This is a genomic window from Bacillus cereus group sp. RP32 (assembly GCF_040459735.1).
GTDB classification, from domain to species: domain Bacteria; phylum Bacillota; class Bacilli; order Bacillales; family Bacillaceae_G; genus Bacillus_A; species Bacillus_A wiedmannii.
Map to the genome: position 1 here is coordinate 3,482,839 of NZ_JARVHO010000001.1, position 17,863 is coordinate 3,500,701.

The following is a 17,863-nucleotide window of genomic DNA, read 5'->3' on the forward strand; positions in this document are numbered from 1 at the left end:
TTCTCCTCTTACTTTTTCATTAGTTGTGCAAGTTTTTTGATACCTATTTCAATTTCTTCTAACGTTGCGTATGAATAGGATAGACGCAAAAATTGGTTTGCACTTCTATCATACAAAGTACCTGGATTTAATAAAATCTTTTCTTTCAAAGCTTTGTCGAATAAGCTACGGTTCGAAACGGGTACATTCATATGTAACCAAATATAAAAACCACCTGTCGGTTCATACCATGTTGCTATATCACGACAATATTTCTCTAACATTTGTAACATAAAATCTCTACGTTTTTTCAACTTAGTTCTTACAAACTGTAAATGTTCATCATACAATCCATCTGCAAACCATTCCGCTGCAATTTGCTGGGATATAGAACTTGAACCATAATCTGTTTGCATTTTTATGTCTGCCAATCTTTGAATGACTGGCTCAGATCCAACAATCCATCCAATTCTTAATCCTGGACTAATGACTTTAGACATACTCCCAATATGTAGTACAATTCCGTTTTTATCATATGCTTTTAAAGGCTTTGAAACAGGCTCATCAAACCATAAGTCTTGGTACACCGCGTCTTCTATAATAGGCAAACCAATTTCGTTACATATTTCCATCACTTCTATTCGTTTCTTCGCATTCATACTAAAGTTCGTCGGATTATGAAAAGACGGAATTGTATATAAAATAGATGCATTAAATTGCTTCTTATATTTCGTAATATATGATGCATGTAAACCGTTCTCATCCATTGGTATACCAATTAAACGCATTCCTGCTGATTGAAAAACATTAAGAGAATATAAATAAGATGGTTTTTCTAATAAGATGGATGCCCCTTTTGGAAGAAGTCCCATAGAAATAAGTTGCAACGCTTGAATTGCTCCTGAAACAATTAATATAGAATCAGGAGTTACATCTATACCATGTCCTTTTAAATAGTCCGCAATCTTTTCCCTTAAAGAGAGATTTCCTTTCGGCTCTTCATAGCCAAGTGCCACCTTTGATGCTAACAGCTTATTCATAATATCTTTCATCTTTTTTTCAGGTAAAAGACTTGGCGCGAGCTCACCTGTTCCTAAACGAATTACATGCGGAGAAAATTCAGCTTGATTAATCTCTTGAATAGCAGGCAGATTCGGATAATGAAGTCCTGTTTCTACATAAGACTGCCAATTAGGCGGAGGTGCGTACGTTGAAGCATTCTCATTATTATTTACAACAATTGTTCCTTTCCTGCCATTCCCTTCAATATATCCCTTTGCCACTAGCCCATCGAAAGCCAGTACAATTGTACTCCGGTTCACACCAAATGCATGCGCCAAATCTCTTTGTGAAGGTAATTTCGTTCCAATAGTCCATTCTCCATTAACGATTCTTTCTTTTATATACGTTTCTATTTGTTTATACAGAGGAGTCGCTAGAGACATATTTGGTTTCCAAACGAATCTTTCCATCATATCACCTTATATTCTTTTTGGTTGGTAACCTCCCCAACCATATGGATGGATACAAATTTTCATTTCTTCTATACAATATACACTATCATAATGAATTAAAATAGGAGGTAATATGATGAATGAAGCAATTATTCATGGTATCATTCTTGCGTTTGGTCTTATCATTCCATTAGGCGTCCAAAATATTTTCGTCTTTAACCAAGGTGCGAGCCAACCAAACATTTGGAGGGCAGCTCCGGTAGTATTAACTGCCTCTATATGTGATACGTTACTCATATTAATTGCGGTGCAAGGTGTCTCCCTTGTACTCCTTACTTTTTCTTGGCTAACTAACACGTTATATATAATTGGATTTTTCTTTCTCCTATATATGGGCTTTGTTATTTGGAGAAGTAACCCTTCCAACGATATAAAACAAGAAAACAGCATGCCGTTAAAAAAGCAAATCCTTTTCGCTGCATCGGTTTCGTTATTAAATCCACATGCAATTTTAGATACAATCGGTGTAATTGGAACAAATTCTATTCAATACATAGGAAGTGAAAAATGGGCTTTCACACTTGCAACTATTATCGTTTCTTGGATTTGGTTTATAAGCTTAGCTTTAGCGGGGAAATTTCTAAAAAAAATAGACTCAACTGGAAAGACAATCGTATTATTAAATAAATTTTCGGGTCTCATCATTTGGGGTGTCGCGCTTTATATGTTAAAACAAGTTATGTATTCTTAATGAACGAAAGAGAATTGCATGTTCCTTAAAACACCATGCAATTCTCTTACAAATTATGAAGTAGGTTCCGTTTTCTGTTTTACCGTCTTTGCATCTTTTGCTGGTTTAATCCAAATCATTGCTATAACAGCACCGATACCAGCAAAAATACTTGTTACATAAAACACTTCATGGTCAGCACCTTTCATGAAAAAAGAATATAGAGGTGGTCCAGCTGCTACACCAATAAATCGCATGGAACTATAAAATGACGTAACTGTCCCCCTTTGCTCCTTTTCAATTCCTTGTGTAATTAGGGCGTCTAAACATGGGAGTGCCATACCAATTCCTATCCCCATAATAACGAGACAAAGAAGTAGTAAATAGATCCCTTTTATAAATAAAGGAATGATGACTGATGCAGCTGCCATTAAAAAACCAATATAAATACACTTCTTCATTACATTTTGATTATCTCCAATTTTTTTACCCGACATATATGAACTAAGTGACAGTACAAGTAACGGGATAGCAAGTACACAACCTTTCCATATACCATGTATGTCATACTTTGATTCCAGTATCGTCGACAAATAAAAGAGAATTCCGAATAAAATAAGCATAATAATTGCACCTAATACAAAAATGGCAATTAACCATCTTCCCTTTTCTCGAAATGTAGAGATAATAGATTTTATAAACTCTTTAAGTGGTGGCACTTCTCCTTCTTGTTTCTTTGCCTTTACTAGAACAAGTAATAAAACAATTGATACTATGCATAAAACTGGAATTGCCCAAAATGGTAAGAACCATACAATGGCAGCAAGAGCAGATCCTAAAATAGGGCTCAGCACTTTTCCAAATGTATTGGATGTTTCAATGATTCCTAAACCTGCACTAACTTGTTTTTCATCTTTGTATAAATCACCAACACACGGTATAACAACTGGCATTGCACCAGCTGCACCAATACCTTGAATCGCTCTACCAATCAGTATCCAAGTGTAGGGATTATCAACTTTCCATGATACCCACCCTGTTACCGCTCCGCCTATAGCCGCAATCAGCAAACTCGGAACCATTACCATCTTTCGTCCCCATCTATCTGATAAGTAACCAGCAATCGGTATAAGTAAAATGGCTACAATAGAGTAAATTGTAATAATCATGGATACTTGAAACGATGAAATATGTAATTTCTTTTCGATAGTCGGTAGGATTGGAATGAGCATTGAATTCCCTAATGTCATAACAAGTGGAACTGATGCAAGCGCAATTAAACAACAGTTTTCTTTTTTTAACATGTTGACTTCGGAACCTTTCATCATATATTTCTTACCATATAATAGCCCTGCTGGAACGTAATTTTTCATTCCACCAGGGCTATTACATCTTTACTACTTCCCATTCACAACAAAAGAAATTGGGGAAAATATAGTATTATTACTATTCTTTGAATCCAGTTCGTAATATATCCATACCAATTAATTGAAAAAAAAGAAAGGAAGAATCCTTCCTTTCTCCTATAACCTTCTACAATTAGCGAGTATATCCGCCACCAAGTTGTTGTTCTGCCATCGCTACAAGGCGTTTTGTAATTTCACCGCCTACAGAACCGTTTGCACGTGAAGAAGTATCAGCGCCAAGTTGTACACCAAACTCTTGTGCAATTTCATATTTCATTTGATCTAAAGCCGCTTGTGCTCCATGTGATGCTAATTGATTAGAATTACGATTTCTAGCCATTACCAATCACCTCCTTATTTATATATAAATTGTGTTAAATTTCAATTTAAATACATGGTAATTTTTGGTTATTTTATTTTCAAAAAAAGAGTCTCTACAATGAGAGACTCTTACATCATTTTATATTAAGAAGTTACTACTTCTAAATTTCTATTTCTTAATACTTTCATTTCTTCTTTTAATATATCTTTCGCATTATGTCCAAACCATTCGATTGAAGCGAAATGATCAGTACCTCTCACTTCCTGAATAATCTCATCATAATTTACGATACCTTCAAATAATGGAACCATACCATTACGACTTCCCGCTGCTGCATATACATTATTAGGTTCAAACACATGTAAATAATCTGCTGACGATATATTCTTAAAATGGTAATGTTGTATCCACGGCTTTAGTCGATGGAAGCTGTCTATTGGATTTGCTCCAGACTCCCATATATGAAGAAAATCAAGGTTTATTTTCAAATTCGGATGATTTACTTCTCCCAATAATTCCAAAGTAGAAGGCAACGTATCCGTTAACGTATTTGGATGTGTTTCTAAAAGTACATACATATTATGCTGAGCAAATACTTCACAAATCATGCGAATACGATTCACATATTCTTTTCTCTCCTGTTCCGAGAAATCTTCGCTACCTTTTTGTCCAGCAAACGTACGAATTTTGTTCGTTTTAAACCAATTAGCTAGTATTGCAAGTTGTTCACATTTCTCTATCATTTTTTCAAAATCTGCCGATAATGATATGTCTAAGTAATCACTTATCATCGTAATTTCCAAGTTTTTATTCTTTAAACAATTCAATTCTCGTTCTGTTGTTTCATATTCTTGCATATACAAATTTTGTGCATGAGTCCCCCACAATTCAATGCCTTCAAAGCCGTTTTCATATGCAAATTGAACAATATCAGTAAATGAAATTAATTGATGACGAAAGGAAATAGTACATAATGAATATTTCATAGGTTTGAACTCCCTTATCTTAAATTCAGTTAGGTTTTTACAATACTAAGACAGACTCGTTTGTTTTCATTTCTTTCCATGATAAAAACTGTCTCTCTAATTCAGCCTTTATTTGCAGTTCAATTGCATTCATTTCATCCAACTTTTCAACAATTGATACTAACATGCCTTTATTATTCGTCATTGCCATTTTAATTGCACGATACTGTACATTTGTAAATCCTTGTACAATATCTTCTATCCGATCACACCAATAATCAAATTCTTGCTCCGAATATTGCAACGTTTCACGGAAGTATGCAAAGGCATGTTCATAACTATATTTACGAATTGCAAGTACTGGTATTTGTTTGACTGCCGCTACAAGACCAGAAAGCGAATACCCTTCTTCTTCATTTGCCATTTTTATAATTAAATTTTTCAGCTCCATAGTCAGTTCATTGTCGTTTCTTTTGAAAGTTTCTATGAAATAACTTGCTACCATTTCTAGCGTTGGCTCCTGAATTCCTTCTACATCAATGAAATAGCCTCCACCAAATGGGTTATCTTGAACAGAGTAAAGCACTTTTTCTCTTTCCATATTCCCTTCCCAGCGAAAATCAGGATCTAGCATGAACCACTCTTCTTCTTTCTCTGTCTTCGATATCATTAAATAATGTGGAAATGGTTTTTGATGAAATTTATTTTCCCTCTCTGGTAATAGAGACATATCAACCATTACAATGACATAACGATTTTCAGGCTTGTTTTCTACTAATTCTAAAAATATTTCTACATTGCTATTTTTATCTTTTGCATGATCGTACCATTCGTTCACTTTCATACCATACAATTTTTGATACCATAGTAAGTAATTATTATGGTTAATGTTTTCAGAGTGATACGAAATAATTCCACCTTCTGTTATATCAAAATCGCCGTCCCATAGTCCAAAATAAAATGGACGAAAATCAATATCGCTACGCCTTTTTATAATTTCACAAAAACAACTCACTAAACAGTGCACTTTAATTGAAGTCATACTCTCATCCACTTTCCTAAAGGTTAGTTATTCACATTTACTTCCTATAGCGGCTGCAACTCCTCCATAAAATCAAGCAAAGATCCTACAGTAAGAAATGCTTTTGGGTCTACCTCATCCTCTGGAACGCATAGCTTTACATCCATTTCTATGTAGACTATGAGTTGTAACATCATTACCGAATCTATATATAAATCTTGGTTTAAACGCATCGTTTCTTCTAAATGCGTTACATTTTTTAGCTCCATTTTTTCTGTCATAATTTTCAACACTTCATTTTTTAATGTTTCACGTCTCATGTTGTAACCTCTCCCATCTCTAGTAATTTTCTACTTACTTTTCCAGTTTTATTTTTCGGAATTTCAGTTACACTTTCAATCTCATGCGGAACTTTATAAGATGGTAAATGCTGCATACACCATTCTCTTATTCGCACTGGATCAACATGAGAGATTACTTTCGCTTTAACAACTTCGCCCATCACAGGATGTTTTCCCCGATATACAATTGCCTCTTGAACGCCTTCTAGTCGAAGCATTGTTTCTTCTACCTCTATCGGAAAGACTTTTAATCCTGAAACGTTAATCACATCATCCATGCGCCCCATAAAATGAAGACCATGCTCAGATTTATACCCCAAATCTTTCGTGAAAATTTCCTTATCGTTCATTTTCACTACGATTTCTTCAGGCATATTTTCATCTGAGCCTATGCTTATACTCGCATGAGGTAGTGGATTTCCTAAATCCAAATGGCTTTTCATATCATGACATATACTAATACAACCCGCTTCAGAACAACCGTATTGCTGCATCATATATGTTGACATTTCTTTTAGTTTATAAAATAATGCTTCTGGTAAAGGTGCTCCGGATGTCATAATTTTATGAAACTGAAACGTTCCTTGCGGGAAACTCCCCATAATATGTAACATAAGTGGTACTGCATATATGATATGTTTTTCTGTATTGCGAACGATATTTAATGCGAATTTAGGATTTTTATTCGTAATGATGATAGGTTTGCTTCCCCGCGTAATTGCAGATAACGTACCACATATTAATCCGTATGAATGTGAAACAGGAGCCATAACGATCGGCACTTCATCCTCTTCACAGTTTAAAGCTTCATTATAAGCAGTAATTTCTGTATCCACTTCCGTCCATGCTCTACGAATCAGTTTTGGTTCTCCCGTAGTTCCAGAACTATATTGCAATAAAGAAGGCTCTTCTAGTAAAGCGTTCACTACTTCTAATTTCGTAAAATCGCCATATTCTCCATACAATATCCCGATACAATTTGCACGCTTTGCCATTTCAATAGCCGTTTCTTTTGGCGTATCTTCATGTATAAGCAATACTGATGATTTCTTTTCTTTTAAGAAAAACACAAGCGTAATAATATCGAATGGATCTTTCAAACAAAGCGCGACTCTATTTCCTGCTGCTTTTTGAAATTGTTCCATTTCCTCATAAACTTGTAATCTCAAATCAAAATCACTTTTGCTATACTCTTGTTTATTAACGATTAGCATAATTTCCCCCTGTAACAACTGATTTTTGTTTGATAAGTTGTCTTGCTCTATACAATGGATTTGGAACTTCATGAACAAGCGAGTCCACATCCATATATAATCGTCGCTTCGTTAATTGCTCAGCATAGAATGTAGGAGTGTATAGCTGAATCCTTTCAAATCTATCTTTCAAGTGTGGATATTTTCTAAAATGATTTTCAATTTCTTCGACAACTATCATCCAAAAAATTTCTTCTTTCCAATCATATTCGTCTGCAAGTACGAAAGCTAATTCTCCTACATTAAATAAGAACAGTGCATCTAATACCATCTCTTGTAAACATTCAATACGATCCATTTCAAAGAAATCATTCATTTTTCCATTCGCATACGTTTTATGCATTTTAGTAAAGTCTGGACATTTATTCATTTCTTTTAAGAATGGACGATAAAACTCAAGTCCTTCATGGAAATCCTTTAATGCAATACGGACAGGTAGCCCTTCTTTATGAACTAAAATCATATTTTGTCCGTGTGATTCTAATGCGATTCCATACTCTACAACAAGATGTATAACTGGTATGATCGCTTTTTGAATCAATAATCGTAGCCAATTTTCTATCCCATATTTGTTTAACCATACATCAATAACTGGTGTCCCGTCTTTCTCTTTCGCATATAAGCCGTTAAAGGGAACCGCATCCTCTTGCTCATCTAAATATTTATGAACGCTTTCACGCCAAATGCACCCTAATGAACCATATGTGGCTTTCTTATTCGTATCATACGTTACACTCGAAAATTCCTTTAACAAAATAATACGCGATTCATCCCTTAAATAAGAATCCTGACTTACGACATCACTTAACCAATTCGATATAGCTGGTGCACTCACAACTGAATATGGTTTCAGCGTACGGAGTGTTGAAGTGTTAAGTATGTTCAGCGATAACTTTACATATGGTCTCTTTGGATTCGTAACATTTCTTAACGTCCTCATCGATTGTTGCGCGCAATAATCATCCGCTGATTGTCCTAAATAAATTATATTTTTATCCTGTATATGATCAGCGTAATTTGGAATGATGAAATTCTCCCACTGCCAAGGATGAACAGGTATAAACACGTACTGCTTTGGATTACATCCCGCACTGTGAATTCGTTCCATATACGTTTCTAATGTATGCGCGCCTATCTCACCTTTTAAAATATTGTCATAGATCATTTCATTTTCATAACCTACAGTCGCATACTTCTTATGAGCTGCAATCCATATAATTTTTATAGGTCTCATAAATTCATATCCATATTGAAAATTGTCACGATATTGAAACCCAATGCGTGCTTTATAGCTAGGATGATATGGATGACCGTCTATTAAATGGCTTTCAAATTCATCGTACGATTTTTGGGTATATTTCACCTTATTATGTCTTTCATATTGTGCAATCGTGTCTTTAAATATTGTTTGTTCTAATTCATGAATAAAAGAATCTAATTTCGTTTGTTCTACGTTAACAATCCGAAAAACTTCTTCCAAAAATTGCGAAACTGATTGTATTTCTTGTTTTTCCTCTTGAACTCTTATTACTAATGAATCTATAGAGATACGTCCAAATGTCATTCGTTCTCTTCCGTAACATTCATACGTGACACTTTTGTTGTCCTCATCAAGTCCTTGTATAAGAAAAAGAATTTGTTCTTCGTTTTCTATGCGAATTGGCGTAATAATCCCCTCATAAATTAACGACTCTACTAATTGACGTAACACTCTTCTTCGTACTGAAATGTAATCTTTTGATTCAAGCGCTTTCAATATTCTCGTATGATACATGTCCACTCTTATAACTCCCTCCGCCTTACGAAAAAATACCATTATTTGTATTACGTGAAATTTTAACGTTATTTATGAACGGACAGCCACTTCTCTAACGAGCGGATTCTGTACCTGTACGTAAATTGCTTGTTCTAAAGGATTACTTAACTCATCGACATCGAAAAATCTCGTTAATAAATTTGCTTTACATGCCAACTTATCCTCTTCTAACAATTCTCTTAAAAAGGTAGAAGGTTCACGGTTATACGGAAGGAACGATTCAAGTACAGATCTTAATTCAGAGAGAAGAATTTCCTCCTTAATTAATCCTGCTGTGCCAAAACCGTTAATGAGACCAAACATATGATTGAAAATTAAGTAGTAACGAAATCTCTCATCTACAATATAATCGTCATATAGATTTCCAGTACGTTCTCCAATGCCAGCCAACTCATTATTAAGCATCTCTTTCATTGAATTACAGAAATAAAACCCTTGATTATCACGGAAATAATATTTGACCGGATAACCATCCTTTAGCTGAACAACGCTATTTTGCTGATGCGCTTCTAATGCAACACCATAACGTAAGTACATCCATACCATCGGCTTTAAAGAAATATTCATATATCGTCTAAACCAATCTAAACTTACTTCTTCACAGCTTCTACCTTCTAAATCTGCTAGTCGATGAATAATATTCGATAAACGAGTACGTTCCCCAGGTATAGCATCTTGAACTAATCCAGCAATTAAAGTAGCGTCATTTGCATGTTCACTATAAAAAGGATTCTCTCGTATAATTACTTCAAATCCAGACTCTTTTGCCCCGTAATTTAATGTAATAAATGCTGGATCATAAATAAAATCAAAACCTGGAAACTTGTCTAACACTTCACCAATTGCTGTATTTAGCATTTCCTTTCCTTCAAGACCACTCTCTAGTTCCTTCAATTTATTAATGCGCATTGAATTTGTTACTTTTACTGGAAATGAAAACTTAAGCATATATTTTGATTTAGGATGATATAACGTTCTGAGTGATGATGTTGCCATATAGTACTTACCTGCAGGACCGATATATTCAAGTACTCCTTGATCTATCCAATCCTGTACGTAAGGTTGGTGTAATAGCCATTCTGCCTGAAGCGGATGAATTGGAAGTAATGAATATGCATCTTCATTACAATACTTCGATATAAATTCCTTACTAACCATCTCATCATTACGTAACTCTTCTTTTAGAATTACTGTTGTAGAATCTAATAATAATGATTTTTCATTTACTATACTTTTATGTGCCCTAAAATAATGAAGCTGACATTCTCCTTTTAATTCTGGAGAATACATTGCGCTTTTCCATTCCAAAATACCTTGTCTACTCTTTGGGGTTGGATGAGTTAAATGTCCAAATAATAAAGATTGCTCCGCTTCTATAAAGGATGTATGGAAACCGTATAATGCAGATGTATCTTCTATTCTCTCCCTTGTAAATTCTTCAATATTTTGACAACTACGAATAACTCGAAGCATAAGTTCAGCAGGATTCGTCCCTTCTCCGTAGTTGATAGACATCTCTTTTATTAAGAACGTAATAACTGTAACGTAATCTGCTTTTATAACATTCTTATTTTCTCCCATTTGATAATAAAATTGTTCTCCAAACAAATGGCGATCTGTTGCTGATTTATATATAACTTCTCCATACAAAGTAATGTGTTGTGCCGATAGCCGACAATATAAATATGTGGGGACTATATCTCTATTCAACGTATTATTGAAGATACTTTTCATTTTTTCATCCTCTGTAATCCATTCTCCACTCCCTGTTTCCCTTAAATAACAGTTTAAAAAACTTTGTAATGTTGCATGTTCTGCGATTTGTTTCGCATGCTGCATGTTGGTCCTCCTCTTTATATTAAAGCTATCGAAATTTTATATAATAAACAACAATTGAATATCGTTATCAATTATGATTCTAATTGATAATGATATTCAATTCAATAGTATATTTCAGAATTTTTAAATCTGAATAAATATTTATTTTTTCTACCTTTCTTTAATCTGGTTAAACATACACGAAAAAAATGCTTACATTCAAACTATATACTTTCTATTTTTCATTAATAATCCATCCAAAATAGTTAAACAAAAGAGGTATACCTTAATTGGTATACCTCTTACAAACAATGAGTTTACATAATAATATTATTTATATTTCTCCAACAATACGCTGTCTCTTCTACCTGTACTCTCTCTAGAAATTTTGTATCAATTTTTTCTGGATTATATTTTTCATAAAACTTTTTAGAAAGATTATTCGTGACCACCCAAACTAAAAGTGATTGCATGTCATTGTTTATACATTCCGATAATAAAGCTTGAAATAACTGTTGTCCTATTTTCATTCCTTGATACGTTTGTAAAAGGTAGATCGCATATAATTCCCCATCACAATTATATGCACCACTTCTTTCAACTCCCCCGTCAATGAATCCAATTATTGTTCCATCTGACGTCTCTGCTACAAATCTATATTGGTATTTATCTTCTTGTTGAAAAATGTTTTCCCATTGTTTTTCTCGTTGCTCATATGTTATATTTTCTAAAAATTCGTCAGCAAATATCCCTGTATACGTTGTTTTCCAGCTATCAACATGCACCTTTGCTATACCTCGTATATCATCTTTTATCGCTCTTCTAATATGTATTCCCATCATTTCTCCCCCTTGTTATTCATCATTATATCAATTTATTCCCTTAAAAATCCAAATAAAAAAAGAGTGAATACACTTCACTCTTTTTTATCACAATTATCTACTTTCCACTTCAACTGAAACTACTCGATCAATCTCTTTCAGGGAACTATATAACTCTGTTGTATATAAATCTTCTGGAGCTAAAATAACCATTTCCAGTTGCTGAAATGCTCCACTATCTATATCTTTAATTTTCACTCGTTTCACATGCATACCTAAATTTTTAATTTGCTTAAATATACCATCTAACTCATGATGCTCTTTTACAGTAATTTTTATAGATAAATCCTTTTGTCGTAATGAATACGGACCTGCAATTTTCACAAGTTGTGGAAGTACATTAATTGCTAAAATAATTAAAATCATAGCAACCGTCGCTTGTAAATAAAAGCCCGCCCCAATTGCTATACCTAAAGCTGAAGCAGCCCACACCATAGAAGCTGTCGTTAATCCTGAAATAACATCATTACTTCTTCGTAAAATAACACCTGCCCCAAGAAAACCAATCCCACTCACAATTTGAGCAGCTAGACGCATTGGATCCATATTTGTATGCCCTGGAACAGAATATACATGTACGGCTTCAATTGAAACCATCGTAATTAAACAACTTGCTACAGAAATAACCATACTTGTTTTCACACCAAGCGGTTTATTCTTTAGCTGCCTATCTATCCCGATGAATAATCCTAAAAAGAGTGCTAAACCTAATTTGAGTAAAAATTCATATGACATATTTCCATTCTCCTTACTTTACAATGTTTCCCTTGGAATAATTCACTATAACTCTTTTATGATATCAATTCCAGTCTTTTCTATTCATTTAACGTAAAAAGCCGAAAAAACATTTGTAACGATGTTTCTCCGGCTTTTTATTATGCTTAAGATTCTTCTTTATTTCTGATCTTTAATCTTAATCTCTGCATCTTTGTAGAATGCTAATTTACTGTCATTATACTCTTTTGTAAAATTGTTAAATTGCTCTTTTGATTTTTGTGCTTCCACAGTTAATTCATTAACAGCCTTAACTTTTTCACCAATCTCTTTTAATTTCGTTTCTTTTACTTTTAATTTTTCATACAGTTCTTTTTCAGTCGCTAACGCCTTCGTATAATTTTCATTCATCTTTTGGAATGCATCATAACGGTTTTTATACGACTCTTCTACAGCTTTCGCTTGTTTTTGTAACTTCTTATCTTCAAGCTTCTCTATATTTCCTTGAACCGATTTTGTTTCTTTCTGAGCTTTTTCTAGCATTTCTTTCTCAGTTTTTAATACTTTTTCACGGTCATCTACATTTGCAGTAGCTTGCTCTATCTTCTTCATAACAGCGTCATTATGATCTTTACCTTCTTGTAAAATTTGAGAATATAGTTCTTGACCTTCATTCTCTAATTTCTCTAACTTCTTCGCTTCATCAACTAATGATTTTTCTTGTGTCGCTGCTGTTTCAAAAGCTGTATATAGATTTTCTTCTGGTTTTTCACCAAAACAACCTGTTAATAGTCCTAATGATAGTGCTCCAACTACTGCTACTTTTCCATACTTCAACGTTCATTCCTCCATTACATACGGTTATCATGCCAGAAATTCACTGGGAAGTGACTCTCTTCATGATAAGCTTCAAACTCATAACCCTTTTCTTTTAACCCTTTTAAAATTGCTGGCACAGCAGCAACTGATTGTGGGTGAATGTCATGCATTAAAATAACTTCCTGTGGTTTTGTTGCATTTGTTATTACATTTTGAGCAATTTGTGCTGCCGCTGCATCAACTTGCATTTTATTATATTTCCAATCTAATGAATCAATTGTCCAATCCCATACTTTAAAACCGCCCTCTACTACTTTATTTCGAAGACCTTCATTTAATCCAGGCATCGAACCGTATGGTGGACGTGTTAATTTAGGTGATTTTCCAATAATATTTGCGATTAAGCTTTGATCTTCTTTCATTTCATTTACATACTCGCCATTTTTATATAACTTTGCAAAATTATGTGTCATACTATGCATACCTACATAATGACCCTCTGCATTTTCACGTTTCACTAAATCCGGAAATCCTTTTACATTCGCTCCAATTAAAAAGAACGTCGCCTTCGCATCATGCTGTTTTAACATATTTAACAATTCAGCCGTATATTTCCCTGGGCCATCATCAAATGTAAGATAAGCAACTTTTCTTTCTTTTCCATTAAAACGACTTGGTGCCGTTTTATTCATTTCTACTTTCGGTTGTTCACTTGCAAGCTGTACTACGTTTTCTTGTTTTGCAACAGCCTTTGCTGGTGAAGTAATGGATTGAAACATGAAATACCCAATAGCTACTGCTGCAATCGCTATTAAGACGACTACTACTCGTTTAACTTTAAAAGCTTTTTCCATTCTATCGAATTCCTCTCCCTATTAATCTTATATATAAATCACCCAATATAATTATACATCTATTTATTTTATTACACTATATAAACAGACTTTATATGTATTATAATGGGAGTTTTATCAAAATGGTTGTTCCTTTTCCTTCTTTACTTATAATACTAAGTGTACCTCCATGAAGCTCCACCATTTTTTTAACGATAGCTAAACCGAGACCAGCACCTGTAGCATGGTTATTAATCTGGTAAAATGACTGTTCTATATATGGTAAATGCTCTTTAGCAATTCCGATCCCTTCGTCTTTCACCTTTATCACTGCTTGTCCTTCATTTTTAGTCGCTTCAACGTGGATGGTACCTTTTTCATGTGAATATTTAATAGCATTTTGAACAATATTCAAGAAAATTTGCTTTAGCCTATTTCGATCTCCCATCAATTCAATTCTTTCTATCATATTAATAAATTGAATTTGTTTCTCCTCAGCGTTAGGAGTTAATTGCCAAATCGTCTCCTCTAGTATATCGTACATTTGCACCTTTTGTTTATATAAATTAAAATGATTTGATTGTAATCTTGAAAAATCTAGCAATTCTTCTACTAAATGAATCAATCGGTCTGTCTCACCTGAAATAATTCCCATGCCTTGCTTTATCTCTTCTTCTGTTAAATGATCTACCGTTTTTAACGTCTCACTCCAACCTTTAATTCCAGTTAAAGGCGTTCGTATTTCATGAGAAATAGAAGCAATGAATTCATTTTTCATCTGTTCCGCTTTTTCTATTTTATTAGACATATGATTTAAACTATATGCTAACTCACCTAATTCACCTGGATAATCCTCTTTAATTTTCTTCTTTAATGTACCTTCTGCAATTTGTGAAGAAGCATGAATAATAGATTCGATAGGTTTAACAAACGAATTCGCTAATCGTCTACTGATTAAGAATACGATACCAGAAATGACAATTCCAACTGAAATAGTAAACATAATAATTTCAATAATCTTTGCATTTACATTCGTTAAAACAGTTGTATATTTCAAAACACCGATCGTTTGTCCTTGATGAATAAGTGGACTAATCACTTCCAATTGTTTCACATTGTCTTTCGTAGCAGTCACTTGATGATACATTTCTCCTTCTAGTAATGAATATGGAATAACTACTTTACCTTCTACCTTTTGTCCACTTGACGATTGTATAATCGTACCATGTCGATCAATTAATTGTAATTCGGTTCCTTCTAACTGAAAGCTCTCAATTATATCCCCGCTGTATTCTTGCAAACGAATAAAGTATAGTGAATTGTATTCAGAGAAAAATCGCGTACTTGTCTTCGCATGAGATTCTATATATTGCACAATGCCATTATAATAATATCGATAAATTGAGACTGAAAATACGACTTCAAATAATACAAGCATAAGTATAATGACCGTCATAAAATATAAAGTCACTTTTCTTTTCATCTTATACTTTCCTTCCACACATATCCTTTTCCCCACACAGTAAGAATAAATTCAGGTTCTGATGGATTACATTCTATCTTTTGGCGTAACCGCCTCATATTTACATCTACTACTTTCGTCTCACCTACATAATTCGTTCCCCAAATCATATTTAAAATTTCATCACGTGAAACCGGCTTTGAAGCCTGATTCATCAAATACTGTAATATCATATACTCTGTAGGGGTTAAATCGACTAATTGTCCACCTTTATATAGTCTTTCCTCTATTACATTTAACGAAAATGGGCCAGATATGATGATATTCGCTTTTTCATCATGTACTTCTATTCTCCTTAGTAACGATTGTATACGTGCAGTTAATTCCATTGGACTAAACGGCTTTGCGATATAATCATCTGCACCAATTCCTAGTCCTTGTACTTTATCTTCATTTTGTACGCGTGCGGTTAACATAATAATACCTATTTTTTTATTTTCTTCCCGGATGGATTTACAAACTTGAAAACCATCAATTCCTGGTAACATAACATCAAGTAATGCTACATCAACAGTATGTTCACATAAAATCTGTAACGCCTCTTCTCCCGTACTAGCTTCTAACACATAAAATCCAGCACGTTTCAAATTCAAGACGATAAAACTACGAATAGGCATTTCATCTTCTAAAACTAAAATTGTTGGCATAATTTCCACCTCCCTACTCTTGTTGATAATCCGCTAGCGGTTTTACATATGCTTTCACTTTTTCAAAATGTGATTGTTTCGGTACAGCATATACGTGAGAAGCTGTTTTAACTGCTGCTTCGTATCCTTTTATTTTGAACCATTCTTTCCGCTTAAATATATGGACTTCAAGCCATAGTTCATTTGTACTTGTCTCCAAAAACTTTTGAGAATTTGATTCCTTTTGCTCATCTGGTATCGTAATTTTTCCAATTAACTCTTCAGGAATTTTCACATAATATCCTTTTTCTATATCGATATATCTTTCTTCAATTGGTTTAATTCCAGATTCACTCCACTGTATGTAACGTTCAAAAAGCGGAATATCACCATGTGATTTATCTTCCCAACCTTGTGGACGCACTGTACGAACAAATTCAATAATGCCGTCTTCATTAACATCTTTACTCTCCACTACATATTCATTGAACAAATCTTCTTTCCCATCTATAGGCAATACCTCATAATGACCCTTATCAAATTTTGCTACATACGTTATCCCTGAATGAGCACCAACTCCTGCATCAATTACAACTGCCTTTAGTGATTTAGAAACACGACCCATTTGTATTCTTTGAATGCTATTTATAAATGGATCGAATGATGCTTCAGATAAAGTTTTAAATTGTTCCATAAACTCAACTGTCAACTTCTCATCTTTTTCATACGTAACAAGGCTTATATCTTTCAGTCCATTTTTATTTAGATCCTCTATGAATAACTTCGTATAACTTCGATTATATATTTCCTTCATATCCTCATATTCTTCCGAAAAAACATACATAACATGTTCTAACGATTCACGACTTACAGAAATTCCGATTAATAACTCTCGCTTCCCGTTCCCTGTAAAATCACCAACTTCAACGATATCTACATCTCCACCATCAAATCTATGCGTGGACTTTACTTTCCAGCCATTTCCGACTTCTTCATAGACAGCTAAATATACGCTATGATCTTCATTCGGTAATTTATAAAATAAGATAGCTTCTTTCTTATTATCTTGTTTAAAATCCATTGACCAAATCATCTGTTTATCTTTATTAGACATTGGAGTAAGCAATCGATAATTAACAGGCAAATCTTTATCTATTTGCTCTTTTAGTTCATTAATCCATTTTTCATTGGCAGGAGCACCCATTAAACTTGTTGGAGCTTCAGACATTTTACATCCAGTCAACATAAAAATGATTCCCATAATGCCTATCCATTTCTGCATATGATATCTTTCCTTATTACAGATTTTCATTATTTCTCTTTACTTTTTGCTTCTCCAATATTCTCATACATATGAGTATAA

Annotated in this window: 17 protein-coding genes; 1 reads left to right on the forward strand and 16 read right to left on the reverse strand. The window is 33.8% G+C overall.

Annotated elements, in window-relative coordinates; genetic code table 11:
• Positions 1 to 8 precede the first annotated feature (8 nt).
• A complete protein-coding gene (locus QCI46_RS17940; RefSeq protein WP_353841894.1) occupies positions 9 to 1,451 on the reverse strand; it encodes an aminotransferase-like domain-containing protein in 1,443 nt (480 codons plus the stop codon).
• Positions 1,452 to 1,569: 118 nt separating this feature from the next.
• Here QCI46_RS17940 and QCI46_RS17945 point away from each other — a divergent pair, with 118 nt between their 5' ends.
• On the forward strand, positions 1,570 to 2,184 hold the full coding sequence (locus QCI46_RS17945; protein ID WP_353841895.1) for a LysE/ArgO family amino acid transporter: 615 nt from the start codon (positions 1,570 to 1,572) through the stop codon (positions 2,182 to 2,184).
• 53 nt (positions 2,185 to 2,237) lie between these two features.
• On the opposite strand, the gene bcbE is transcribed toward QCI46_RS17945, so the two are convergent.
• The 15 genes from bcbE to QCI46_RS18020 form a co-directional block, all read right to left on the reverse strand.
• Positions 2,238 to 3,467, reverse strand: a complete 1,230-nt coding sequence (bcbE, locus tag QCI46_RS17950; protein WP_353841896.1) for a bacillibactin exporter BcbE — start codon at positions 3,465 to 3,467, stop codon at positions 2,238 to 2,240.
• A 235-nt stretch (positions 3,468 to 3,702) separates the two neighbouring features.
• Positions 3,703 to 3,909 carry an alpha/beta-type small acid-soluble spore protein gene (locus QCI46_RS17955; RefSeq protein ID WP_000113545.1) on the reverse strand — a complete coding sequence of 69 codons (207 nt, stop codon included), beginning with the start codon at positions 3,907 to 3,909 and terminating at the stop codon, positions 3,703 to 3,705.
• Between the two features lie 125 nt (positions 3,910 to 4,034).
• Positions 4,035 to 4,877, reverse strand: a complete 843-nt coding sequence (locus QCI46_RS17960; RefSeq protein WP_353841040.1) for a sugar phosphate isomerase/epimerase family protein — start codon at positions 4,875 to 4,877, stop codon at positions 4,035 to 4,037.
• Between the two features lie 37 nt (positions 4,878 to 4,914).
• Entirely contained in the window at positions 4,915 to 5,898 is a 984-nt protein-coding gene (asbE, locus tag QCI46_RS17965; RefSeq protein ID WP_353841041.1) for a petrobactin biosynthesis protein AsbE, read from the reverse strand.
• A 44-nt stretch (positions 5,899 to 5,942) separates the two neighbouring features.
• On the reverse strand, positions 5,943 to 6,197 hold the full coding sequence (asbD, locus tag QCI46_RS17970) for a petrobactin biosynthesis protein AsbD (RefSeq protein ID WP_353841042.1): 255 nt from the start codon (positions 6,195 to 6,197) through the stop codon (positions 5,943 to 5,945).
• Positions 6,194 to 7,432 carry a 3,4-dihydroxybenzoic acid-AMP ligase AsbC gene (asbC, locus tag QCI46_RS17975; protein WP_353841043.1) on the reverse strand — a complete coding sequence of 413 codons (1,239 nt, stop codon included), beginning with the start codon at positions 7,430 to 7,432 and terminating at the stop codon, positions 6,194 to 6,196. The genes asbD and asbC overlap by 4 nt, the downstream gene beginning before the upstream one ends.
• On the reverse strand, positions 7,419 to 9,257 hold the full coding sequence (locus tag QCI46_RS17980; protein ID WP_353841897.1) for an IucA/IucC family protein: 1,839 nt from the start codon (positions 9,255 to 9,257) through the stop codon (positions 7,419 to 7,421). Before QCI46_RS17980 ends, asbC begins: the two co-directional genes overlap by 14 nt.
• A gap of 60 nt (positions 9,258 to 9,317) precedes the next feature.
• Entirely contained in the window at positions 9,318 to 11,126 is a 1,809-nt protein-coding gene (locus tag QCI46_RS17985) for an IucA/IucC family protein (RefSeq protein ID WP_353841044.1), read from the reverse strand.
• 296 nt (positions 11,127 to 11,422) lie between these two features.
• Positions 11,423 to 11,944 (reverse strand): GNAT family N-acetyltransferase, encoded by a 522-nt coding sequence (locus QCI46_RS17990; RefSeq protein ID WP_353841898.1) that lies wholly within the window; start codon positions 11,942 to 11,944, stop codon positions 11,423 to 11,425.
• A gap of 96 nt (positions 11,945 to 12,040) precedes the next feature.
• Positions 12,041 to 12,721, reverse strand: coding sequence for an MgtC/SapB family protein (locus tag QCI46_RS17995; RefSeq protein ID WP_000119503.1), 681 nt, complete (start codon positions 12,719 to 12,721; stop codon positions 12,041 to 12,043).
• Positions 12,722 to 12,880: 159 nt separating this feature from the next.
• Complete coding sequence (locus QCI46_RS18000; RefSeq protein WP_353841045.1) at positions 12,881 to 13,537, reverse strand: YkyA family protein; 657 nt, start codon at positions 13,535 to 13,537, stop codon at positions 12,881 to 12,883.
• Between the two features lie 14 nt (positions 13,538 to 13,551).
• A complete protein-coding gene (locus QCI46_RS18005; protein ID WP_353841046.1) occupies positions 13,552 to 14,373 on the reverse strand; it encodes a peptidoglycan-N-acetylglucosamine deacetylase in 822 nt (273 codons plus the stop codon).
• 100 nt (positions 14,374 to 14,473) lie between these two features.
• Positions 14,474 to 15,835 (reverse strand): sensor histidine kinase, encoded by a 1,362-nt coding sequence (locus QCI46_RS18010; RefSeq protein WP_353841047.1) that lies wholly within the window; start codon positions 15,833 to 15,835, stop codon positions 14,474 to 14,476.
• Positions 15,832 to 16,521: a response regulator transcription factor gene (locus QCI46_RS18015; protein ID WP_353841048.1), complete on the reverse strand. Its 690-nt coding sequence runs from the start codon at positions 16,519 to 16,521 to the stop codon at positions 15,832 to 15,834. The genes QCI46_RS18010 and QCI46_RS18015 overlap by 4 nt, the downstream gene beginning before the upstream one ends.
• Positions 16,522 to 16,534: 13 nt before the next feature.
• A complete protein-coding gene (locus QCI46_RS18020) occupies positions 16,535 to 17,782 on the reverse strand; it encodes a hypothetical protein (RefSeq protein WP_353841049.1) in 1,248 nt (415 codons plus the stop codon).
• Positions 17,783 to 17,863 lie beyond the last annotated feature (81 nt).

Bases quoted from the DNA above. Each gene is read 5' to 3' on its own strand.
- asbE (WP_353841041.1), bottom strand. From the start codon at position 5,898: ATGACTTCAATTAAAGTGCACTGTTTAGTGAGTTGTTTTTGTGAAATT.
- QCI46_RS17995 (WP_000119503.1), bottom strand. From the start codon at position 12,721: ATGTCATATGAATTTTTACTCAAATTAGGTTTAGCACTCTTTTTAGGA.
- asbD (WP_353841042.1), bottom strand. From the start codon at position 6,197: ATGAGACGTGAAACATTAAAAAATGAAGTGTTGAAAATTATGACAGAA.
- QCI46_RS17945 (WP_353841895.1), top strand. From the start codon at position 1,570: ATGAATGAAGCAATTATTCATGGTATCATTCTTGCGTTTGGTCTTATC.
- QCI46_RS17960 (WP_353841040.1), bottom strand. From the start codon at position 4,877: ATGAAATATTCATTATGTACTATTTCCTTTCGTCATCAATTAATTTCA.
- bcbE (WP_353841896.1), bottom strand. From the start codon at position 3,467: ATGTTAAAAAAAGAAAACTGTTGTTTAATTGCGCTTGCATCAGTTCCA.
- asbC (WP_353841043.1), bottom strand. From the start codon at position 7,432: ATGCTAATCGTTAATAAACAAGAGTATAGCAAAAGTGATTTTGATTTG.
- QCI46_RS17955 (WP_000113545.1), bottom strand. From the start codon at position 3,909: ATGGCTAGAAATCGTAATTCTAATCAATTAGCATCACATGGAGCACAA.
- QCI46_RS18010 (WP_353841047.1), bottom strand. From the start codon at position 15,835: ATGAAAAGAAAAGTGACTTTATATTTTATGACGGTCATTATACTTATG.
- QCI46_RS17990 (WP_353841898.1), bottom strand. From the start codon at position 11,944: ATGGGAATACATATTAGAAGAGCGATAAAAGATGATATACGAGGTATA.
- QCI46_RS18005 (WP_353841046.1), bottom strand. From the start codon at position 14,373: ATGGAAAAAGCTTTTAAAGTTAAACGAGTAGTAGTCGTCTTAATAGCG.
- QCI46_RS17985 (WP_353841044.1), bottom strand. From the start codon at position 11,126: ATGCAGCATGCGAAACAAATCGCAGAACATGCAACATTACAAAGTTTT.
- QCI46_RS18020 (WP_353841049.1), bottom strand. From the start codon at position 17,782: ATGCAGAAATGGATAGGCATTATGGGAATCATTTTTATGTTGACTGGA.
- QCI46_RS18015 (WP_353841048.1), bottom strand. From the start codon at position 16,521: ATGCCAACAATTTTAGTTTTAGAAGATGAAATGCCTATTCGTAGTTTT.
- QCI46_RS17940 (WP_353841894.1), bottom strand. From the start codon at position 1,451: ATGGAAAGATTCGTTTGGAAACCAAATATGTCTCTAGCGACTCCTCTG.